At 70.5% G+C, this 20,651-nt stretch carries 16 protein-coding genes and 1 pseudogene; 10 read left to right on the forward strand and 7 right to left on the reverse strand.

Annotation, left to right across the window (positions count from 1 at the left end):
- Positions 1 to 29: 29 nt before the first annotated feature.
- A pseudogene (locus ACZ4MU_RS19095) lies at positions 30 to 615 on the reverse strand (AraC family transcriptional regulator).
- A gap of 119 nt (positions 616 to 734) precedes the next feature.
- Here ACZ4MU_RS19095 and ACZ4MU_RS19100 point away from each other — a divergent pair.
- Positions 735 to 1,559 (forward strand): phytanoyl-CoA dioxygenase family protein, encoded by an 825-nt coding sequence (locus tag ACZ4MU_RS19100; RefSeq protein ID WP_467877679.1) that lies wholly within the window; start codon positions 735 to 737, stop codon positions 1,557 to 1,559.
- A 1-nt stretch (position 1,560) separates the two neighbouring features.
- On the opposite strand, the gene ACZ4MU_RS19105 is transcribed toward ACZ4MU_RS19100, so the two are convergent.
- A complete protein-coding gene (locus tag ACZ4MU_RS19105) occupies positions 1,561 to 3,369 on the reverse strand; it encodes an HAL/PAL/TAL family ammonia-lyase (RefSeq protein WP_467877681.1) in 1,809 nt (602 codons plus the stop codon).
- Between the two features lie 365 nt (positions 3,370 to 3,734).
- On the opposite strand from ACZ4MU_RS19105, the gene ACZ4MU_RS19110 reads away from it, so the two are divergent.
- The 3 genes from ACZ4MU_RS19110 (at position 3,735) to ACZ4MU_RS19120 (ending at position 7,973) form a co-directional block, all read left to right on the forward strand.
- Positions 3,735 to 5,906, forward strand: coding sequence for a hypothetical protein (locus tag ACZ4MU_RS19110; RefSeq protein ID WP_467877685.1), 2,172 nt, complete (start codon positions 3,735 to 3,737; stop codon positions 5,904 to 5,906).
- A gap of 244 nt (positions 5,907 to 6,150) precedes the next feature.
- Positions 6,151 to 6,690, forward strand: a complete 540-nt coding sequence (locus ACZ4MU_RS19115) for an ArsR/SmtB family transcription factor (RefSeq protein WP_467877687.1) — start codon at positions 6,151 to 6,153, stop codon at positions 6,688 to 6,690.
- The gene (locus tag ACZ4MU_RS19120) at positions 6,687 to 7,973 is read left to right on the forward strand and encodes an MFS transporter (protein ID WP_467877690.1); all 1,287 of its coding nucleotides are present in this window, start codon (positions 6,687 to 6,689) and stop codon (positions 7,971 to 7,973) included. Before ACZ4MU_RS19115 ends, ACZ4MU_RS19120 begins: the two co-directional genes overlap by 4 nt.
- Before the next feature lie 55 nt (positions 7,974 to 8,028).
- Here ACZ4MU_RS19120 and ACZ4MU_RS19125 read toward each other — a convergent pair whose 3' ends face one another.
- Positions 8,029 to 9,012, reverse strand: coding sequence for an aldo/keto reductase (locus tag ACZ4MU_RS19125; protein ID WP_467877693.1), 984 nt, complete (start codon positions 9,010 to 9,012; stop codon positions 8,029 to 8,031).
- Positions 9,013 to 9,217: 205 nt separating this feature from the next.
- Entirely contained in the window at positions 9,218 to 10,066 is an 849-nt protein-coding gene (locus ACZ4MU_RS19130; protein ID WP_467877695.1) for an SDR family NAD(P)-dependent oxidoreductase, read from the reverse strand.
- Between the two features lie 144 nt (positions 10,067 to 10,210).
- Here ACZ4MU_RS19130 and ACZ4MU_RS19135 point away from each other — a divergent pair, with 144 nt between their 5' ends.
- Both ACZ4MU_RS19135 and ACZ4MU_RS19140 read left to right on the forward strand, forming a co-directional pair.
- A complete protein-coding gene (locus ACZ4MU_RS19135; protein ID WP_467877697.1) occupies positions 10,211 to 10,792 on the forward strand; it encodes a TetR/AcrR family transcriptional regulator in 582 nt (193 codons plus the stop codon).
- A 507-nt stretch (positions 10,793 to 11,299) separates the two neighbouring features.
- Positions 11,300 to 12,520 carry a M4 family metallopeptidase gene (locus tag ACZ4MU_RS19140; RefSeq protein ID WP_467877699.1) on the forward strand — a complete coding sequence of 407 codons (1,221 nt, stop codon included), beginning with the start codon at positions 11,300 to 11,302 and terminating at the stop codon, positions 12,518 to 12,520.
- 87 nt (positions 12,521 to 12,607) lie between these two features.
- On the opposite strand, the gene ACZ4MU_RS19145 is transcribed toward ACZ4MU_RS19140, so the two are convergent.
- Complete coding sequence (locus ACZ4MU_RS19145) at positions 12,608 to 13,270, reverse strand: response regulator (RefSeq protein WP_467877702.1); 663 nt, start codon at positions 13,268 to 13,270, stop codon at positions 12,608 to 12,610.
- On the reverse strand, positions 13,267 to 14,559 hold the full coding sequence (locus ACZ4MU_RS19150; RefSeq protein WP_467877705.1) for a sensor histidine kinase: 1,293 nt from the start codon (positions 14,557 to 14,559) through the stop codon (positions 13,267 to 13,269). The genes ACZ4MU_RS19145 and ACZ4MU_RS19150 overlap by 4 nt, the downstream gene beginning before the upstream one ends.
- 397 nt (positions 14,560 to 14,956) lie before the next feature.
- Between ACZ4MU_RS19150 and ACZ4MU_RS19155 the strand changes: the two genes are divergently transcribed.
- The 3 genes from ACZ4MU_RS19155 to ACZ4MU_RS19165 all read left to right on the forward strand — a co-directional run bounded on the left by ACZ4MU_RS19155 (position 14,957) and on the right by ACZ4MU_RS19165 (position 18,614).
- Positions 14,957 to 16,411: an alpha/beta hydrolase family protein gene (locus tag ACZ4MU_RS19155; RefSeq protein WP_467877707.1), complete on the forward strand. Its 1,455-nt coding sequence runs from the start codon at positions 14,957 to 14,959 to the stop codon at positions 16,409 to 16,411.
- 319 nt (positions 16,412 to 16,730) lie between these two features.
- The gene (locus ACZ4MU_RS19160) at positions 16,731 to 18,299 is read left to right on the forward strand and encodes an alpha-L-arabinofuranosidase B (RefSeq protein WP_467877710.1); all 1,569 of its coding nucleotides are present in this window, start codon (positions 16,731 to 16,733) and stop codon (positions 18,297 to 18,299) included.
- A 117-nt stretch (positions 18,300 to 18,416) separates the two neighbouring features.
- Positions 18,417 to 18,614, forward strand: coding sequence for a hypothetical protein (locus ACZ4MU_RS19165; RefSeq protein ID WP_467877713.1), 198 nt, complete (start codon positions 18,417 to 18,419; stop codon positions 18,612 to 18,614).
- On the opposite strand, the gene ACZ4MU_RS19170 is transcribed toward ACZ4MU_RS19165, so the two are convergent.
- On the reverse strand, positions 18,595 to 19,422 hold the full coding sequence (locus tag ACZ4MU_RS19170; RefSeq protein WP_467877716.1) for a GNAT family N-acetyltransferase: 828 nt from the start codon (positions 19,420 to 19,422) through the stop codon (positions 18,595 to 18,597). The two genes, ACZ4MU_RS19165 and ACZ4MU_RS19170, sit on opposite strands and share 20 nt — an antisense overlap.
- Before the next feature lie 221 nt (positions 19,423 to 19,643).
- Between ACZ4MU_RS19170 and ACZ4MU_RS19175 the strand changes: the two genes are divergently transcribed.
- Complete coding sequence (locus ACZ4MU_RS19175; protein ID WP_467877720.1) at positions 19,644 to 20,651, forward strand: ArsR/SmtB family transcription factor; 1,008 nt, start codon at positions 19,644 to 19,646, stop codon at positions 20,649 to 20,651.

The following is a 20,651-nucleotide window of genomic DNA, read 5'->3' on the forward strand; positions in this document are numbered from 1 at the left end:
GCCCACGCCACGGCCAGGGGGGACCGGACTCAGTCCGTCTCCCGTTCCACCGGCAGCCACAGCTCACCCTCCGCCTCACCGCCGTCCGCCGACATCCGCATACGAAGCATTTCCGGCCCGGGACGACTGCGGTACGGGTTCGACGGGAACCACTCGGTGAACACATCCCGCCACAGCGCCTGGATCGCCTGCGGCGCGGGCCCGATGGAACGACGGCTTGTGCACGAGGCGGTAACGCATGTTGCTACTGCCGTCGATGATGAGACGGAAGGCCATCCGTGACTGGGAGCTGAGCGCCGCGCCGGTGCGCCGCGCCTCGCCGGGACCGACGCCGTGCACCGCGCGGAACGCCCGCGCGAACGCCTCGCCCGAGCCGTATCCGTACCGCACCGCGATCTCCAGCAGCGTCCGCTCACCGGCGAGGACCTCCGCGCCCGCGACGGTCAGCCGCCGGCGCCTGATGTACTCCGACAGCGGCATCCCCGCCAGCGCCGAGAACATCCGCCGCAGGTGGTACTCCGAGGTGGCCGCGACCCGTGCCAGCTCGCCCACGTCGATGGAGCCGTCGAGCTGCCGCTCGATGTCTTCCATGGCCTGATTGAGCCGCTCCAACACGTTCGCCTCCAAGATCCCGGCCATCGATTCAATCAGACGCGGCCCTGCACACCGCATCCGACAAAAGCGGTGCGGAAGGTGTCGGGTGGCCGCGTCGGGCGGCGCCGCACGATGGAGGCATGAACGACACGACCTTGGTATCCCGCTTCCTCCGCGACGGCTTCGTCAAGCTGGAGGGCGCCGTCGCGCCCCGGGTTGCCGCGAGCTGCGCACGGCTGCTGTGGCGGGAGACGGGCTGCGATCCGGACGACCCGCAGACGTGGAAGCAGCCCGTGCACTGGGTCGGCGGGATGGCCCAGGGACCATTCGCCGCCGCGCCCAACTCCCCTGCTATGCACCGGGCTTACGACCTGCTGGTCGGTGCCGGGCGCTGGGAGCCCCGTTACTCGCTCGGCACGTTCCCGCTGCGTTTCCCGCACGAGGAGGAGCCCGACGACGCGGGCTGGCACATCGAGGGCAGCTATGCGGTGGAGGGCGAGACGTGGCCCTATACCAATCTCCGCTCACACGGCCGAGCCCTGCTGATGCTCTTTCTCTTCAGCGAAGTGGGGGAAGAGGACGCTCCTACCCGGATCCGGGTCGGCTCTCACCTGGACGTGCCGAAGGTGCTGGAGCCGTACGGGGAGAAGGGCGCGAGCGTCCTGGCCCTCGCGCCGGAGCTCGCAGCGGCATCCGCTCACCGGCCGCTCGCCCTTGCCACGGGTTCCCCGGGCGACGTCTTCCTGTGCCATCCGTTCCTGGTGCACGCGGCACAGCCCCACCACGGGGTACGTCCGCGCTTCATGGCCCAGCCGCCGCTGCTGCCGGCCGCACCGTACGAACTGGAGCGGGCCGATGGCGCGTACTCACCCGTGGAGATCGCGATCCGCCGGGGTCTGGGACGTCGTCGACGCTGTGCTCCTCGGCGCTCCGTGCCGGCAACTGGTCGCGGACGCCTGCGGTGATTCAACCGGCCTCGGTAGCCGTCGGATCGGTATGGGAATGCACCCAGCCGATCATGTTCTCAAGGTGCGGGGCCAGCCACTCGTCCTTGGTCACACGGGGTACCACCTGACGGATCTCTCGCTGGATGGCTGCCGTCCTCTGCCCCATCGGCAGCCCCTTCATATACGGATCGCCGCCCTTCGCGGGGTTCATGTGCCGGACGATGTCGACGCCTTGCGCGGTCATCATCCAGGTGACGGCGAGAACCTTCTCGAAACGGTCGAGGTTGTCATCGAGGTTCTGTACGGATGCCACCGACATGGGGTTGTGGTCCTCCTGCCCGACCTTCACGGGACGGCTGAGCACCCCCGATGGGGCGGCACGGGTCTGCATCTCCGGAACGATGGCCGCGGCCACGGTCTCGACCTGCACCATCCCGGAGTTCAGCCCCGCCTTGTCCTCCTCGCTCCACACTCCCACCAGGTTGGGGGTGAGGCCGTAGCTCCACTCCCTGCCCATCAGCCGCTCCCCCAACGCGTGGAGCAGCAGCGCCACATCCGTGATCTGGGCATTGAGCGTGTCGACGGCGTGGCCGATACGTGTGCCGTCCCAGTTGCCGCCCATGACGAACTCGCAGGAGCCGTGGCAGAAGAGCAGGGGGTTGGAAGTCGACGCGTTGGCCTCGCTCCTGATGATGGCCCAGGCCTCGCTGACGGTCCGCCGTGCGGTGGCGATGATGTGGGGAGCGGCGCGCACCGACACCGCGTCCTGGACCCGCGGCGTATGGCTGCCGAGCGTCTCGGGGTGGGCTTCGTAGGCCTGACGGCCTTCCTCGGTCATCCACCTGCTGCCGCGGACGAGTTCTCTGATGCGCCCGGCCACGGCGACCTGTTCGGGAAACCTGCGCTCCGCATGGGTACGGGCGTCCAGGGAGTCGGCCTCTGCCCGGGTCGCTTCCATGAACAGGGCGAACGCCTTCTCCGTGTGGTCCAGCAGTCCCGTGGCACGCTCGACGTCATGGGCATAGCGGGCGGTGAGTACGCTGTTCCCGCTGACCAACGGCAGGGCTTCACCCGATTCCAGAGCGAATTCCGGGTCCAGGCCCGCTTCCCGTACCGCCCGGCCCGCGAGCATCATCCTCCCGTTGTGCCAGGCACGGGTCTGCCGGGTGGTGCGATCCCCGGTCAGGACGAGTCCGGCTTCCGCCATGGGTTGCAGGTCCCCGGTGCCCAGCGGGCCGGTACGGGGAATCACAGGGGTGACCCCCGCATTGAGGAAACCCAGGATTCGCTGGACCAACTCGGGGCGTACCCCCATGTGCGCGCGGGCCATGGTGTTCGCCCTCAGCAGCAGAGCAAGCCGGGTCACCCGTTCCGGGACGGGCCTGCCCACTCCGGACGCGTGGGAGCGCAGAACGTTCTTCTGGAACGCGGCCTGCTGCCCCGGGTCCAGGGCGGCGTGGTGCAACGGGCCCAGTGCCTGATTCCAGCCGTAAACCCGGTGTTTGCCATCGCCGAGGTACGCCAAGGCTCCCTTGCGGGCTCGGGTGAGGTTCTGGGAAGTTCTCGCGGGCAGGGTGAAGGTCAGGTCGTCACCCGCGAGGACGCGACGGATGGTGTCCGTCGAGATGCGGTCACCGTCGACGAGGACTTCTTGCCCGGCTTCACGTGGCGATGGGTTCGTGACGTGGCCGGGGGTGCGGGGTGACGCTTGGCTCCACTGTGCCGAAGGCAACGCCGTGCCGACTGCCACCGCCAGCACTGTGGCGCCGCGCAGCAATCCTCTGAGCAGCCTGGCACGGGATCTGTTACAGCCTTCTCGATTGATCATATGATCATTGCCTCCTGCCGTAAGAGGAACAGCACGCAACAGCCAGACCGCCCGGTTGATCCCTTCGTGGGCGCGCCGCGCCGCGCACACGCGCGGTCCCGTGACCTCTCCCCGCCACGAGAACCACGAAAGTCGCCTGCAGTGCAACCGTGCGCCCGCATCAGGCGTGGAAGCGGAAGAGGTGGGGTGCGCGGGGGAGCGCGTACGCCCGCTGCGTTCGAGCGGCGCCTCAACTCCCCGCCAGAAACCCCCGTTCCGGAATAATTGGTCGGAAAAGCCGTACAACCGTCCAGTCTCCTCATAGGTCTTGTTGGGTATCGCGTTCTCCGCCCGCCCCGCACGTTCCCTTCGAGGAGGCCCACCCCATGTCACCTGCCCGCTTTCGCACCCCTCGGTTCCGGCTGACCGCCGCCGTGACCGTCGCCCTGGCCGCCACCGCCGCCGGCACACTCAACAGCCCGGCCACCGCCGCGACACCGTCCCCCACCCGTGCGGCCGCGGTCGCGCGACAGAGCGCCGGGGACGCGGTCTTCCCGTTCGTCAACAGCGTCCTCGCGACAGCTGGGCCCCACGGGTTCCTCGCCGTGCGGACGGACGACGTCGCCTGGACGCGGTACGCGGACGGCTCCGTCACCACGTTCCCCAAGAGCTCCGCGGTCACCTACCGAGGTGCCGCCGGAGCCGACATCGTCGTGGCGAGCGAAGGAACCCGCCACACCGTCCACGACATGGCCACGGGCGGCGTCCCTGTGGTCATCGACGTCCCCTACCAGTTGCGCGAGGTCAACGGGTCGACGCTCGTGATGGTCGACGCGGCCACCCATGAGCTCCACCTCGTGAGCCGCGCGCCCGGCGGCGAGGTCGTCGACCGCAAGGTGACGGGAATGCCGGCCGGAGTGCCCTGGGCGTTCAACGGCTCCGCCCCCGGTACCGTCGCCGTCCAGACCTCGGCACCGGACGGCGCCTTCATTCTCGCCCTGGTCGACGTGGCCTCGGCCGCCACCGTCGAGACGTACGATCTCGACCGGTACAGCGGCTTCACGCAGGTCACGCCCGACCGCGTGCTCTGGGAGCCGGCATACGGCCAGACCAGAATGGTGGACCGCAAGACCAAGCAGGCCGAGAACCTTCCCTACCGGGCGCAGATCGCCCTGGGCGGCGACTGGCTGGCGATAACGGGCGGTGACAAGGTCGTCGTCGACGGCGTCACCTACCCGAACAAGCCGATCGTCCTCAAGTCGCTGAAGGACGGCCGGAAGGTCCCGCTCCTCGACCTCGCAAGCGGTGTGGCCCCGGTCGGCGACGGCACCCTCCTGGTGTCCGGCGGCACCTTCGCTCAGGGCCAGGGTCTCTTCCGTATTTCGCTCGACGCGAGCGGCACACCGGCGGCCACCATGATCGGGGACGGACAGAACTCCCTGGAAATGGTCTTGAAGCAGGCGAACGTTCCCAGCGTGTACCACTTCGACGGCAGCGACAAGCACGTCACCTGGGAGGCCAACCAGCCGGACCTGGGCGTCTCACTGGAGCTGACCCACGTGGCCACCGGACGCACGGTGCGGCTGTGGAGTTACTACGACACCTTCATCCGCTGGAACGGATACCTCGACCGGGTGGTCGGTGCCTACAACGGCGAGTACACATGGAAGATGACCGCCAACCCGGCGTCCGGCGTCGGCCCCGCCGCCGTGAAGACCGGCACCACCACCGTCGACCGAGGCACCGCGCCGCGCGACTTCAACGACAACGCCCAGGCGGACGCCCTCGTGCGCGACAGCTCGGGCAACCTCGGCGCGTACGACCTCAGCCAGCTCAGCGCCATGGGCAATGACCCCGGGTGCAATGACGAGGGCTGCCCGCCGGTCGTCCGCGACCCGAAGCCGGACGTGCTGGGCACCGGATGGAACACGTACACACTGATGGCCTCCCCGGGGAACCTGGCGGGTTCGGCCGCGGACGACATCGTCGGCCGGGACCGTGACGGTGTGCTGTGGCTGCACCAGAGCGACAAGCAAGGACTCCTGCCCCGCACGAAGATAGGCGGCGGCTGGAACATCTACACCCACATCACCGGCGGGTCCGACCTGAACGGCGACGGCCGGGGCGATCTCCTCGCCACCGACCAGGCCGGCGTGCTGTGGTTCTACGCCGCCACCGGCGACGCCGCGGCCCCCTTCAAGGCCCGTCAGAAGGTCGGCGGCGGCTGGGGCGACTACAACCTCCTCACCGCGCCGGGCAACATCGCCGGCGCCTCCGGCGGCGACCTCCTCGCCCGCGACAAGGACGGTGTCCTCTGGCTCTACCTGGGCAAGGGCGACGGCACCTTCACCGCCCGTCGCGAGGTCGGCGGCGGCTGGCAGAAGTACACCCACATCATCCCGGCGGGCAAGAACAGCAAGGGCGTGGCCGACATCTACGCCATCGGCGCGTCGGGCTCCGCCCATTACACCGGCCTCAACAGCACCACGGTCCCCTTCGCGGCGGCCCACCCCCTGCCCCTGCGCAGCGACTCCACCCACTTCCCGACCTTCTTCTAACCCCTGCTCAACGCCCATAGGAAGGGGGCGCACCGGCCCCGCAGCATTGGAGGCGCAGCGTTCCACCGTTGCCTCTGCGGGGCCGGTGCGCCGCGCTGTCTGCCGATCCGCACGTCCAAAGCCCCGGCGCCCGTACGCCGGCCGGGGGCCACCCGGTCGAGCGCGTCCTTGCCTCCCGGACCAGTGGCGAACGACTCCGCGAAATTCCCTTGCCCAATGGTCAAGAACCGTTGACCATTGACCCATGCCTGCCGATGATCTTCCCGAGACGTTCCACGTCACCACTGACGAGCAGCTACGCGCCGTCTCCAATCTCACCCGTCACCGCATCATGGCCGTACTCCGCTTCGAACCCGCGACGATCACGCAGATCGCCGAACGAGTGGGCCTGGCGAAGGGGAGTTCCAGCTACCACGTACGGCTGCTGGAGCGCGCCGGCCTGGTGAAGGTGGTACGAACGCGGAAGGTCCGCGGGGTCACCGAGCGGTACTACGCCATGGCCGCACGGTCGATCGTGCTGCCGGATCCGGGTGAAGGAGGACCGGATGTACTGATGCGGCATGCGGTGGCGGACCTGGAAGCAGCGCCGGTGGAGAGCGAGCGGCACGTACGGATGGCTCATCTGCGGCTCAGCGATGAGCAGTTCGCGGAGCTGGGGGCGCGGTTGCAGGCACTGGCGGACGAGTACCGCGAGCTGTCCGACCCTTCGCTGCCGGACGCGTCACTCGTCTTCGCCCTGTTCCACCCGGCCCAGCGCACCCAGGCCGAAGGGGGCGCCAAGTGACGTCTGCCCAACGGATGTTGCCCGCCGGGTTCGGTCGGCTGTGGACCGCGCAGACGGTGTCCTCGCTCGGGGACGGGGTGTCGCACGCCGCGCTGCCGCTGCTCGCTCTGACGTTGACACGCGATCCCATGGCGCTGGCCGTGGTCACGGCCGCCGGAACGCTGCCGTGGCTGCTCTTCGGGGTGCTCGGCGGTGCGCTGGTGGATCGCTGGGACCGTCGGCGCACGATGTGGGTCACGGACGCGGCGCGTGCGGTGCTGCTCACGATACCGGCGGCAGCGGCAGCGCTCGACGTACTGAGTATCGCCCTGCTCGCGGCCGTCGCCTTCCTGCTCGGCCTCGGTGGACTCTTCTTCGACACGGCCGCCACGGCCTATCTGCCGGACCTGCTCGGCCGTGATCCCGGCCTCTTGGAGCGCGCCAACTCCCGTCTGCGCGGCGCCCAGACGGCCGCGTCCGGATTCGCGGGGCCACCTGCGGGCAGTGCTCTGCTCGCGCTCGGCCGGCCGGTTCCCCTGCTCGCCGACGCGGTGTCGTTCGCGCTCTCCGCCGTGCTCGTACGGTCGCTGCCCGCCCCTCCCCCGCCCGTGCCGCAGGCTCGTGGGTCGCTTTTGCGCCAGGCCCGGGCCGGCGCCTCGTACGTGTTCCGGGACCAGCTGCTGCTCGGCCTCGCGCTGCGCCCGGCGGTCGGGAACATCGCCTTCCTCGCCGTGGAGACCGTGCTCGCCCTCTTCGCGCACGACCGTCTCGGCGTCGGCGCCTTCGGTTTCGGTCTGCTTCTCACGGCGGAGGCCACCGGCGGTCTCCTCGGGGCGGCCATCGCCTCCTTCCTCGGGCGACGGCTCGGCACCGGTACCGCGCTGAGCTGCACGGCCGCAGTGGAGGGACTCGCCATCCTGGGTCTCGCCGCGGCGCCGAACGCGTACGTCGCCGGTCTCGCGCTCGCCGTCTGCGGAGCGGGCATGGGTGCCACGATGGTGCTCGGCCCCTCCCTGCGACAGGCGATCGTCCCCGCCCACCTGATGGGCCGGGTCGCCTCCACCTCCCGGATGCTCGCCATGTGCGCGGCCCCGTTCGGCGCCTTCCTCGGCGGCTGGCTGGCCACCACCTACGACGTGCGCACCCCGCTCTACACCGCCGCCGGTCTCCTCCTCGCGATGACCGCCGTCACGACGACCATGACCAGCAACCGCCGGGTGGAGGCAGCGCTGCGTGCCGCCGCCCGGGCCGAGGACCCGGACCAGCCGGAATCCCGGGACCCCGTTCAGCAGGGGGCGCGGTAGGGGCCGAGCCAGAGGCGAGCCGGTGGATGATGCACCGACAACTGCCCCGGCACGGCTAACCGTTGAGGCTCCGCATCAGCTCGGGGGCGTAACGGTCACCCGAGACGATGCCGCGCGGGGCGACCGCGTCGAGGGCGGACAGTTCCTCGTCGGTGATCGTCACGGTGGTGGCGGCTACGTTCTCCTCCAGGTAGCGGCGGCGCTTGGTGCCGGGGATGGCGACCGCGCCCTGGCGCAGCACCCAGGCAAGGGCCAGCTGGGACGGCGAGACCTGCTTGGCGGCGGCGATACGGCGGACCTGCTCGACCACGGCCAGGTTGCGGGCGAAGTTCTCCCCCTGGAAACGCGGGTCGGTGCGGCGGAAGTCGTCGGCCGCGAAGTCGTCCGGGCTGGTGATCGCGCCGGAGAGGAACCCGCGTCCGAGCGGCGAGTAGGCGACCAGGCCGATACCGAGCTCGTTCAGGGTGGCCATCACCCCGTCGTCCTCGATGCCGCGCTCGAAGAGTGAGTACTCGGTCTGCACCGCCGTGATCGGGTGGACGGCGTGGGCACGGCGAATGGTCTGCGGGGCGACCTCGCACAGGCCGATGTGGCGGACCTTGCCGGCGTCCACCAGCTCGCCCATGGCTCCGACGGTCTCTTCGATCGGCACCTGCGGGTCGACGCGGTGCAGGTAGTAGAGGTCGACGTGATCGGTGCCCAGGTGGCGCAAGGAGCGGTCCAGGGAGTGCCGGATGTAGGCAGGGTTTCCGTTCTGGCCGTGGAGCGTCCCGTCGTCGGTGAACTCGATCCCGGTCTTGGTGGCGAGGACGGCCTGGTCGCGGCGGCCCGCGAGGGCCTTCCCGAGAAGCCGCTCGTTGAGGAACGGGCCGTAGCTCTCGGCGGTGTCCAGCAGGATCACGCCCAGTTCCAGAGCGCGGTCGATGGTGGCGAGCGACTCGGCCTCGTCGGTGTGGCCGTAGAAGGCACTCATGCCCATGCAGCCGAGTCCTTCGACGGAGACGGTCAGGCCCTGGCTTCCGAGGGTGCGGAGTTCCATGATGATCTTCCTTGCTGGTGCGGGTCTTCCCGCGGTGTGTGAGGGGAGGGCCGTACGGGGGGTGCGGCGCGGGCTGCGCCTCGGTGGGGCGTCGTCGGCTGGTCGCGGTCGGGGGGTGTTGCGCGGTGGGCAGGGGGGTGCACGGCTGCCGTGTACAGCCTTGCCGGTGCGCCCGCCGGCCCTGTGGGTCGCTTCGGCGGGTCGCTCAGCGCACCCAGGCACCGGTGAGGTTCTGGACGGCCGAGCCGTCGAGGTCGGCGAGGGTGGTGGCGACGAAGTCACGAGCCCACGGCGAGGTCTGGACACGGTAGGGCGGGCGGGCAGCGGTCAGCGCCTCGACGATCGGAGCGGCTGCCTCGGCCGGGGTCTGGGCACCGGCGAACGCCTGGCGGGTACGGTTGAGATAGGCCTCCAGCGCCGTGCCGTAGGGCCCTGCCGCGGCGAGTTGCTCCGGGATGTCCAGGCCGAGATTGGCGACGAACTCGCTGGCCACCGCGCCGGGCTCGACCACGGTGACATCGACGCCCACGGTGGCGGCGACCGGCGCGAGGGACTGCATGAAGCCCTCGACGGCGAACTTGGCCGCGCAGTACGCCTCGTTGAAGGGCTGGCCCACGACGCCGCCGACGCTGGTGACGGTGATCACCCGGCCCTTGGACGCCCTCAGGTGCGGCAGAGCCGCCCTGGTCGCCGCCACCACGCCGAAGAAGTTGACCTCCATGGCAGCGCGGACGTCTTCGAGGCTGCTCTGCTCGATGGTGCCGACCTGGGCGGCTCCGGCGTTGTTGACCAAAGCGTCCAGGTGGCCGTGCTCGGCCGCGGCCTCCTCCAGGCAGGTGGTGATACCGGCGGAGTCGGTCACATCGAGGCGCGTCACCTGGATCCGGTCCGCCACACGCGCCTCGGCGGCGGCCTTGAGCAGGGCCTCGGCCTTGCCGGTGTCGCGCATGGTGGCGATCACCGTCCAGCCCGCCCGGGCAGCGCCGACGGCGGCGGCCAGGCCGATGCCGGAGGACGTACCGGTGATCAGAACCGTCTTCGGGGAGGAGGTCATGAGGGTCTTCCTTGTGGGGGAACGCGACGGGGAACGCGACGGGCGGATACCCGTAACCGGGGAGTTCCCCGGTTACGCCCTCACGGTAAACGGGGGACTCCCCGGTTGTCCAGTTAGACTGGTACCCCGACGAAGGGAACAACCTTGAGCACCAAGCCGGGCGTGTTGCGCGCCGATGCCCGCCGCAACCGCGAGCGGATCCTCGAAGCAGCCGTGCGCGCCTTCTCCGAGAAGGGCCCCGACGTGGCGATCGACACGATCGCCAAGGCCGCCGGGGTGGGCTCGGCCACGCTCTACCGCCACTTCCCCACCCGCGAGGCACTGGTCGAGGCGGCCTACCGCAACGAACTGGCGCGCGTCTGCGACAGCGCCACGACGCTGCTCGCCGAACATGCGCCGGACCGGGCGCTCCGCCTGTGGATGGACCGCTTCATCGACTACGTGGCTGCCAAGCAGGGCATGGCGGACGCCCTGCGGGCCGCCGTCGCATCCGGCGCGGATCCCTTCGCCGAGACCCTCGACAAGCTCGGCACGGCGCTCACCACCCTCCTGCACGCCGGCGCGGATGCCGGTCTCGTGCGCGCCGACATCGACCCCCTCGATGTCGGCTTCAGCCTGGCCGGCGTCGCGCTGATCACCAGCGCTCCCGACCAGCGTGAACGGGCGGGCCGTCTCCTCGATCTGCTTCTCGACGGCCTGCGGTACGGAGCCGCCGGGGTCGCCTAGCAGGCACGAAAGCCGGGGGATCGCAGGCGGCGCCGACGCACCGGGCGCTGATGAGCGGCAGGTTGCCGCTCCGCGGCGGCCGCCGCCTGCCTCGTTCGGGGCGAACCGCTCGAGAACGCACCCCGCTCGGAGTGCACGTCGCAGCGCACGAATGGATACTCGAAGGAGATACTCCTTCACCCCTGCGGTCATGCACACAGCGGAGGCGAGGGCCGTCGGTGTGGCACAGCCCACGGGCCGCAAGGCATCCGCCGCCCTCCCTCGAAACAGGCGCCGGACGCGACGGTCCGAACGCGGCATCACCGGCAGTCCCGCCCGGGATCAGCGCCCCGGTTGTGGGACGCCCGAGGCGGAGCACGCCCCACCGCAGGCTGTCACCGCTCCGCACACCATCTCCGCCGCCGCCCCAGTCGGGCAGGCCGGGTTGCTCTGGAACACGCGGAACAACCACAACAAAAACACCCGGTGAGCGGCCCCCGTGTCCGCTCCTCTTCGCACGAGGCACCCATGACCAGGACCTGCCGCATCAACTGCATCGTCCCTCCGCATCTTCTGGAAAAGCTCCTGCGCAGCGACGACAGCGAAGTCCACCGATCAGCGTTGGACACCTTGCTGACCACGGCCGGACTGCGTGGTGAGCGATCGATCCGGGCGGGACTCGTCGGCGTCACCACCCCGGGCAACGGACGGCGGACCGTCTTCGACTGCCGGCACGGCCAACTGCTTCCCTCGGCCATCGTGGCGCGCACGGAAGACGGATCGGCATCGACGGACGACGCGGTCGATCGAGCATTCACCGGCCTCGGCACGACGCACGACTTCTACCACGAGGTGTTCAACCGCGATTCGATCGACGACCGAGGGATGCGCCTGGACGGATACGTCCACTTCAGCGTGGAGTACAACAACGCTTTCTGGGACGGGCAGGAGATGGTCTTCGGCGACGGAGACGGAAAGGTCTTCACCGACTTCACCGGATCACTCGATGTCATCGCCCACGAGCTGACGCACGGAGTCACCGAGAACACCGCGGGACTGGCCTACCACGACCAGCCGGGGGCCCTGAACGAATCCGCCTCGGACGTCTTCGGGTCGCTGGTGAAACAGTGGTCGCTCAAGCAGTCGGTGGAAGAGGCGGACTGGCTGATCGGTCCCGACGTGTTCACCCCCGGGATCGAAGCCGACGCCCTGCGGTCGATGAAGGCCCCGGGCCAGGCGTACGACAACGCCCTGTTCGGCAAGGACCCCCAGCCCGACCACATGAGCAGGTACGTCCACCTGCCGAACTCCGAGAGAGGCGACAACGGCGGGGTGCACATCAACTCCGGCATCCCCAACAAGGCGTTCTACCTGACCGCCGCGGGTATCGGAGGATTCGCGTGGGAGGCGGCCGGAGCCATCTGGTACGAATCCCTCAAGGCTTCCAGCGCCGAGACCCAGTTCCAGGAATTCGCGAACACCACCTACCACAAGGCCGCAGAGCTGTACGGCGCCGACAGCAGCGAACAGTTGGCCGTGCTGGCAGCGTGGCACGAGGTGGGCATCCAGATCAGCGGGGTCCCCTCCGGTGCCGTCCGAGTGCGTGGCCGGGCGTCCCACAGGAACGGCCGCGCCGGCGGCACTGACGGTACGGACGCTCTGGCAGTTTTGACCAAGCAGATCGGAGTGCTCACCACTCAGGTGGCAGGGCTGGCCAAGGACGTGGCCGCGCTGAAGGGCAAGAAGTAATCCTTCCACCGAGGGGACGAGCGGTACGCATCCCGCGCACGTCGAGCACGGCTGCCCGCCCGACGACCCCAACCCCGGACAGCGACGTCAGGCCGGGTGGATGAGACGGCTTTCGTAGGTGAAGATCACGGCTTGTATCCGGTCGCGGAGTTCGAGCTTGTGCAGGATGCGCCCCAGGTGGGACTTCACGGTGGCCTCCGCGAGGTGCAGGGTGGTCGCGATTTCGCTGTTGGACAGGCCTCGGCCCACCTGGACGAGCACCTCGCGCTCACGGGGGCTGAGCCGTTGCAGCCGCTCGTCGGGGACGACGTGGCCGCCGTCGGGGATGTGCGGGCCGAGGTTGTCGAGCAGGAGGCGGGTGATCCGTGGGGAGACCACCGCGTCGCCCGCGGCCACGTTGCGTATCGCGGTGAGCAGCTCTTCGGGCCTGGTGTTCTTCAGCAGGAAGCCGGAGGCCCCGGCGTCGAGCCCTGCGAAGGCGTAGGTGTCGAGGTCGAAGGTGGTGAGGATCAGCACCCGGCTCTGCGGGGAGGCCCGGACCACCTGTCGCGTCGCTTCGATGCCGTCGGTCCCGGGCATGCGGACGTCCATGAGGACGACGTCGGGCCGCAGTTCCCGGGCGAGACGTACGGCCTCGGTGCCGTCCGCGGCTTCGCCGACGGGCGCCATGTCCGGCTGCGCCTCCAGGACCGTACCGAAGGCCATACGGAGCAGCGCTTCGTCGTCGACGACGAGGATGCGAATCGTCATGGGGACGCCTCTTCTCCGGCGCCGAGGCCGAGACGGGTGTGCACTCCCCAGCCGCCTCCCGGCAGCGGTCCGGCGTGCAACCGCGCCCCGTACGCGGCCACGCGCTCGCGCATACCCGCGATGCCGTGGCCGGCGGACGGTGCTGCGCCGGGCCGTGGGGGCGAGGGCCCGTTGTCGGTGACGTCGACGGTGACGGTCTCGGCTGAGCACCGCACCCGGACCTTCGCATGAGTGCCCGGCGGTGTGTGCTTGAGGGTGTTGGTCAGAGCTTCCTGTACCAGGCGGTAGACGGTCAGTTGAGCGCTCGCGGGAATGCCGGTGTGGTCTCCGTGGACTTCGAGGCGGGTCGGCAGTCCGGCGGCGTCCATCTGGTGCGTGAGGAGCGTCAGTTGTGCGATGCCGGGCAGCGGGTGGCGCTCCGCGTCCGGTTCGTCGGCCCGCAGGACCCCCAGGGAGCGTCGCATGTCGGTCAGGGCCTGGCGGCCCGTCTCGGAGATCTGGACCATCGCGGTGGTGGCCCTGTCGGGTGACCGGTGCTGCGCGTAGAGGGCGGCGTCGGTGAGCGCGACCATGACGGACAGGTTGTGGGTGACGATGTCGTGCATCTCCCGGGTGATACGTGTCCTCTCCTCGGCGACGGCGAGCCGTGCCTGCTGGTCCCGCTCCTGTTCCAGGCGTGCGGCCCGTTCCTCCACGGCCGCGAGGCAGTCGCCCCTGGTCCGCACGTTCACCCCCAGGACGGAGGCGGCGACGACCATCGCGGTCACCGCCACGAAGGGGGTCAGGAACGCGCCGTCCGCCACCCAGCGCAGGCAGGCCAGCAGGACTCCTGCCTCCACCACGGCGCCGGCGACAAGCGTGCCCCGCCGCCCCGAGTTCGCGGCCACCGTGTAGAGGGCCACCAACAGGGTCACGTCTGCCAGCAGTTGGACGTCCATCAGCCACTGGACGAAGGCCGCGGCCGCCACGGCACCGAACACCATGAGCGGGGCCCGGCGTCGCCACACCAGGGGCAGCGCGAGGGCGGCGGTGAGGGCCAACGGCACTGGCCATTCCGGCGGCACGAGTGTGGTCATGATGTTGAGCAGGAGCAGCGCCGGCAGTACCGAATCCCCCACCATGGGCGGCACCCGGGAGCACCGGCGCCGGGCCGCGCCGATCGGCCGCACAACCCGCGCGGCGGCCAGGTCGGCATACCGCGTCAGCTGCGTGGCCCTCCACGCCCGCAACACCCGGGCCCGGGGGCCCGCGAGGCGGGCACCGCCGGATTCCGCAGCCGCATCGGTCATCACATGTTCCTGTCGACTCAACGTGACAGCGGCCCCGGTCCGGAGCCGCCACCGCGACAACCGGAGCCGGGCCGGGCACAGGGAGGGTGGGGCCCGCGGCGCTGCCCGGCACATACCGCAGCGCTGTCACCGTAGGCCGCGGTCCGGGCCGAGCGCATGAGCCCAGTGTCTGACAGCGCCGGGCCGAGGTACGACCACAGGATGAGCCCGGCTACCTCCTGGGGTCGCAAAGCCGCCGCTGAACTGGCACGTTCCCTTGCGACTCCGGTCGCACAGGCGATGGTGCCGGATGCGACCGTGATCGCCCCCGGGACGTGCCGGGACTGCGACCCCGGTGGCACAGGACGGCGACCCGGGAGCGATGTGACAGCGTGTCCCCCGCGCCGAGGATGACCGGGTGACCGAAATCCTCACGGGACCGCACATGTCCCCCCTCGAAATCCTTGCCCTGCTGGGCGCCGTCGCGCTGGTGGTGGCCCGCTGGCTTCCCCCCGCCGCCCGGCCACCTGTCACGATCGCGGCGGGAGCGGGTGCCGTACTGTCCGCCGTCGCACTCAGTGTGGTGGGGCTGCGCTGGCAGATGCTGCCGGTCCTGGCAGGCGCTGCCCTTGCGTTGCCGTTCGCCGTATCTCCGTTGATTCGACGGCGTACCGGTCGGCCGATGCGGCGGGCCCGATGGTGGCTGGCGCTCCCGGGCTCGGTGGCCTGCCTCGTCCTCATCGCCACGGGCCCCGTGGCCGCCTGGGCCTTCCCCGTCCCCGTGTTCCCCGAGCCGACCGGCCGTTTCGCTGTCGGCACCCGCGTGATGCAGTGGACCGACCAGCACCGCCCCGAGACCGCCACTACCGACACCGACGACCGGCGCACGGTCGTGGTCCAGCTCTGGTACCCCGCGCAGAAGAGCCCCTCGGGCGCACGGCGAGCCCAGTACCTCGGCCGCACGGAACAGGAGGCACGCACCGTCTCCGACGCCCTCGCACGCTATACGGGCCTGCCCGGATTCCTGGTCGACGGTGTCCCGCGTGCCCACACGCATGCGGTGTTCAACGCCCCGGTCGCTCGCGATGGGGCTCGGTTTCCGCTCGTGGTGTTCTCTCCAGGGCTGGGGGGCGTACGTACACAGAACACCGCCTGGGCCGAGGAGTTGGCAAGCAACGGCTATGTGGTCGCGGCCCTCGACCACCCGTACGACTCCGCCGCCGTCGTCCTCGCCGACGGGCGAACGGTCAACACCAAGATCGCATCCACGGGGGACGACGACGAAGACGACCGGCGGGCCGTCGACACGTCGAGGATCCGAGCCGCGGACCTCAGCTTCGTCCTCACTCAGCTGATCCGCCTGGACCGAGGTGAGATCGACAGCCCGCTGACCGGACATCTCGACACCGGCCGGGCCGCGGTGACCGGCCACTCCTTGGGCGGCGCCGCCGCCCTGCAAGCAGCACGCCAGGACCGCCGGTTCGCCGCTGTCATCGATCTGGACGGCTACCCCCGCGACCCCGACCCGCTCCCCTTCCACCAGCCGGTACTCGCGCTCACCCAAGCCATCGGCAAGGAGACCGACCCTCGCTACCTCCCCCGCCTCACCACAGTCCTCAAGCTCAGCACCTCGACCAGCTACCGGCTCACCGTCCCCGGCGCCGCCCACCTCACCTTCATGGACGCACCCCTGTACCTGCCGCCCGTGCCCTCGATGGTCGGCACCCTGGGCCGCACCCGGAGCCCGCGCATGGTCGCCGCGACCACTCTCGCCTTCCTCGACGCCACCCTGCGGCACCAACCCGGTGATGTGGCCGCCGCCCTGTCGGCCCACGGCGGTCTCAGCGTCTACCGCCCGGGCAACAGCCGCTGATCCACCGTGCTCCAGGTGACGCGGTCGCCACCGGTCGCCCGCTGTCCGACGGGCTGCTGAGCAACCAGACACCTGCGGGTTGCGTGGCGGGAGGGCAGGCCGGTGAAGCGGGGCTCGTCGGAACCGGGCGGCGGGTCGCCAGTGGCTCGGCGTGTGCAAGGTGTTGACAGCCCTGGGGAGTTACCTATCATCGAACCTCGTCCGTAATTGCGACCATCGTTCGAAACTTCGAACAGCTTGGTGTCATGTGCATGACTTTCAGGCGCCTTCGCCGTCACCGGTGAAGCCGCCGCCCTCACCCACTCCCGGGAGAGAAACCATGTCTGTGGGATCGGTTCGCTCAAGATCGACCAGGCCGCTCGGCCTGCTGGCGCTCATACTGGCCATGGCCGCGGCTCTGCTCGGCGGGCAGGTGTCCGCGGGCAGCAGGGCCGCGGCCGCCGGTTCGCTGCCCTGTGACCTGTACGCCGCCGGCGGTACGCCCTGCGTGGCCGCGCACAGCACGACCCGTGCCCTGTACTCCGCCTACAGTGGCCGCCTGTACCAGGTCAAGCGCGCTTCGGACGGTTCCGTGCGGGACATCGGCGCGCTCGGCGCGGGCGGTTACGCCGACGCCGCCGCACAGGACGCGTTCTGCGCGGGGACGAGCTGCCTCATCACCGTCCTTTACGACCAGTCCGGCCGCGGCAACCACCTCACCCAGGCGCCGCCCGGAGGATTCCGGGGCCCCGCGGCGGGCGGGTACGACAACCTCGCGGAAGCCTCCGCCGCACCCGTCACCGTGGGCGGCCACAAGGCGTACGGCGTCTTCATCGCCCCCGGCACCGGGTACCGCAACAACAACACCAGCGGCATCGCGACCGGAGACCGGCCGGAAGGCATGTACGCGGTCCTCGACGGCACGCACTACAACGGCGGTTGCTGCTTCGACTACGGAAACGCCGAGACCAACAGCCGGGACAACGGCAACGGCACGATGGAGACGATCTACTTCGGCAACAGCAAGAGCTGGGGCTACGGCACGGGCAACGGCCCCTGGGTCATGGCCGACCTCGAGAACGGCCTGTTCTCCGGAGTCAACCGCGGCTACAACGCGAACAACCCCAGCGTCGGCCACCGGTTCCTGACCGCCGTCGTCAAGGGCGAACCGAACCACTGGGCGATACGGTCCGGAAACGCCCAGTCGGGCAGCCTGTCCACTTCGTACGACGGGCCGCGCCCCAATGCCGACGGGTACAACCCGATGAAGAAGGAGGGGGCGATCATCCTCGGCATCGGCGGCGACAACAGCAACGGCTCCGCCGGTACCTTCTACGAGGGCGTCATGACCTCCGGCTATCCGACCGCCGCGACCGAGAACGCCGTACAGGCCGGCATCAACGCGGCCGGGTACGCCACGTCCCCCGTGGCGGGCGCGCCCACCCCGGGCTCCAGGGTCTCGCTGCGCGCCACCACCCCCTGCTGCACCAACGACTACCTCCGGCACAACACCGCCGACAACAACGCCGCCATCGCGGCGACTTCGTCGTCCAGTCCGGCCGCCGACAAGGCCGCGGCCACCTGGATCGTACGCGCCGGCCTGGGCGACGCCTCGTGCGTCTCCTTCGAGTCCGCCGACAGGCCGGGACAGTACCTGCGCCACTACGACTACCGGCTGCGCGTCGACAGCATCGGCGACGGCCTGTCCCGGCAGGACGCCACGTTCTGTCCGCAGGCCGGGCACCACGGCCAGGGGATCTCGCTGCGGTCCGCCAACTACCCGAGCGACTTCGTCCGGCACTTCAACCACGCCGCCTACATCGCGGGGCACGGCGGGCCGAACGCCTGGGACAGCGCCACGGCCTGGGCCGATGACACGAGCTGGCTCGTGACCTCGCCCTGGGCCTGACACCTCCCGGGCGGCAGCTGGACCCCATCGGCGCTCTGCCGGCGGACTGGGGTCCAGCTGCCGCCCCACTGCCCCGGCGCGTCCCAGGGCCCCGCCCCAACCGGTCCCGTCCATGCCTTGGCGATCGCCACCATCCCGCTGGCTCCGCTGACCTCGCTGACCTCGTTGGCTCCGTTGGCTCCCTTGGAGGAGACCGCCGTCGTCCAAAAGGAGTGGTCGGTACGGAAGAAGGGGTTCATCTCCATCGTCAGGGACGGGCTGGAGCGGTGTTCACGGCCCAAGGGCAGGGCTCCCCTCAGGCGCCTCCGCCCGTGAAGTCCAGCACCAGGTGGTCCTGGACCCGGCGGTACCCCAGCCGCTGGTACAGCGCGTTGCTCGTCGGGTTGGCCAGGTCCGTGAACAGCACCACCCGCGCCGCTCCCCACCCCAGCGCCAGCCTGGTGGCGGCCGCCGTGGCGACGGCCGCGTAGCCGTGGCCGCGCTGTGCGGGCGGGGTGTAGACCGGGCCGATACGGGACTGGCCGGCCAGCACCCCCGAGGCGGCGGCCAGCGACACCGGGCCCTCCTCCGTCTCCCACAGAACCATCTGCCCGGCCGCGGTGCGCCGGGCGGCGGCAGCGGCGGCCCCGAGCGCGGCCGGCAGCGCCACCTCGTCGAGGAACGCGGTCATCCATGCCGTGACCACCGGCAGGTCCGCCTCGGTCGCGATACGGGCGCGGCCGGCGACCGGCGCCGGCTCGGCGAGTGCGGCCAGCTCGAACAGCCGCTCTTCCCGGTCCACCCGGTAGGGCCCCCAGGCGTCGCCGAAGGCGCGGGCGGTGGCGGTGGTGCCGTTCACCCCGACCAGCGCCTCGCCGCGCAGCGCCCCGGCGAGTTCTCGGGCCGCCCCCTCCGGCATCGTGCCCAGCACAGGAGGCATCCCCGGGGTCTGGACGAACGCCCCGCCCACCTCCTGCTCCTGCTCCGGACCGGTCCACCAGCCGAACCGGGCGCCCGGCCAGTGGCCTTCGCGCGCCCCCGCGGCGAGGGTGAGGAGCACCGTGTTGCGGGCCGGGTCGGCGGCGAGGAGCGGATCCGCGGCCGCCAGGAAGGCTTCGACGTCGTCAGTGATATGCCAGGTCATACCCGATCTTCATACAGCGCGGGCCCCGGTCGCACCCGATTTCCTGACAATCCCCCTGCGTGCGATCGTCAAGGCACAAGGGCGATCACCCTCTCGACCCCTTCCCCGCCTCAGGTCCGAAAAGGCCATTGCGGGCCCCGCTCATGGCGTTCGACAATGCGACGGCCGTCGTGGGAGGCGGTGGTCGGGATTTGGCGCCCCGCCCGAGGTGTTCCCGCTCCATGACGGGAGCTGTGGTGCTGCGCATTCATTTCACCGCGGACGATCTCGCCCGCACCCGGGTGGCCAGTACCATCGGGGCCGCTGCGGAGACGTATTACAGCCTGGAGCTGCTGCACCGCCGTTCCCTGCCGCTCCCCTTCCAGCGATGGCGCGCGACCGTGGCCGGTCGGCTGGGCAGAGAGGCCGGGCCGCTCACCACTCTGCTGCCCGCCGGAGGTCCGGGCCTCGATCTGCTGGCGCTGGCCGGTGACTCGCCCGACATCGACCACGCGGTGGAGACTCTGCTGCGCGCGCCCCGCACCCGTATCCGCCGCGAGGTGGAACCCGTCGCCGTCGGCCCCGCCCACATGTCGTGGGCGCGGGCCGTGGCCGAGGGTGGCACCGATGCCCGGCGGAAGCTGGCTGCCGGGCTCGTGGCCTGCCATCGGGTGGCCGTCGCGCCGTACTGGGCGGCTTCGCGGTTGCGGGTGGACGCCGTACGCGCGCAGTACGCCCGTACGTTTCTGCACGGCGGGGTGGACGCTCTGCTGGCGGACTTGTGTCCTGCGTCCGTGCGCTGGCGCCCGCCAGTGCTGGAGGTGCGCTATCCCCGGCAGGTAGAGGTCCATCTGGGCGGCAGAGGACTGATCCTGGTGCCGACGCTGTTCTCGTGGCGCGAGTTCAGCCTGCTGTACGACCCGTACGACGACGATTGGGTGCCCCGGCTGACCATACCCGTGGTGACCGATCCAGCCACCGGCGCGGCCCTGTGGCGCCCCGGGGGCCCTGTGGCCGACGATCCGCTGGGCGCCTTGCTCGGACGCACCAGGGCCGCCGCGCTGCGGGTGGCCGCCCACGGATGCAGCACCACGGAACTGGCCGCGCGACTGGGCGTCTCCCTGCCCGCGGCCAGCCAGCACGCCAAGGCCTTGCGCGATGCCCGCCTCATCACCACCGGCCGGCAGGGCGGTTCCGTCCTGCACATGGCCACCGAACTGGGACGGGAACTGCTGGCGGCGAATTCATAG

The organism is Streptomyces sp. NPDC026377, assembly GCF_055567715.1.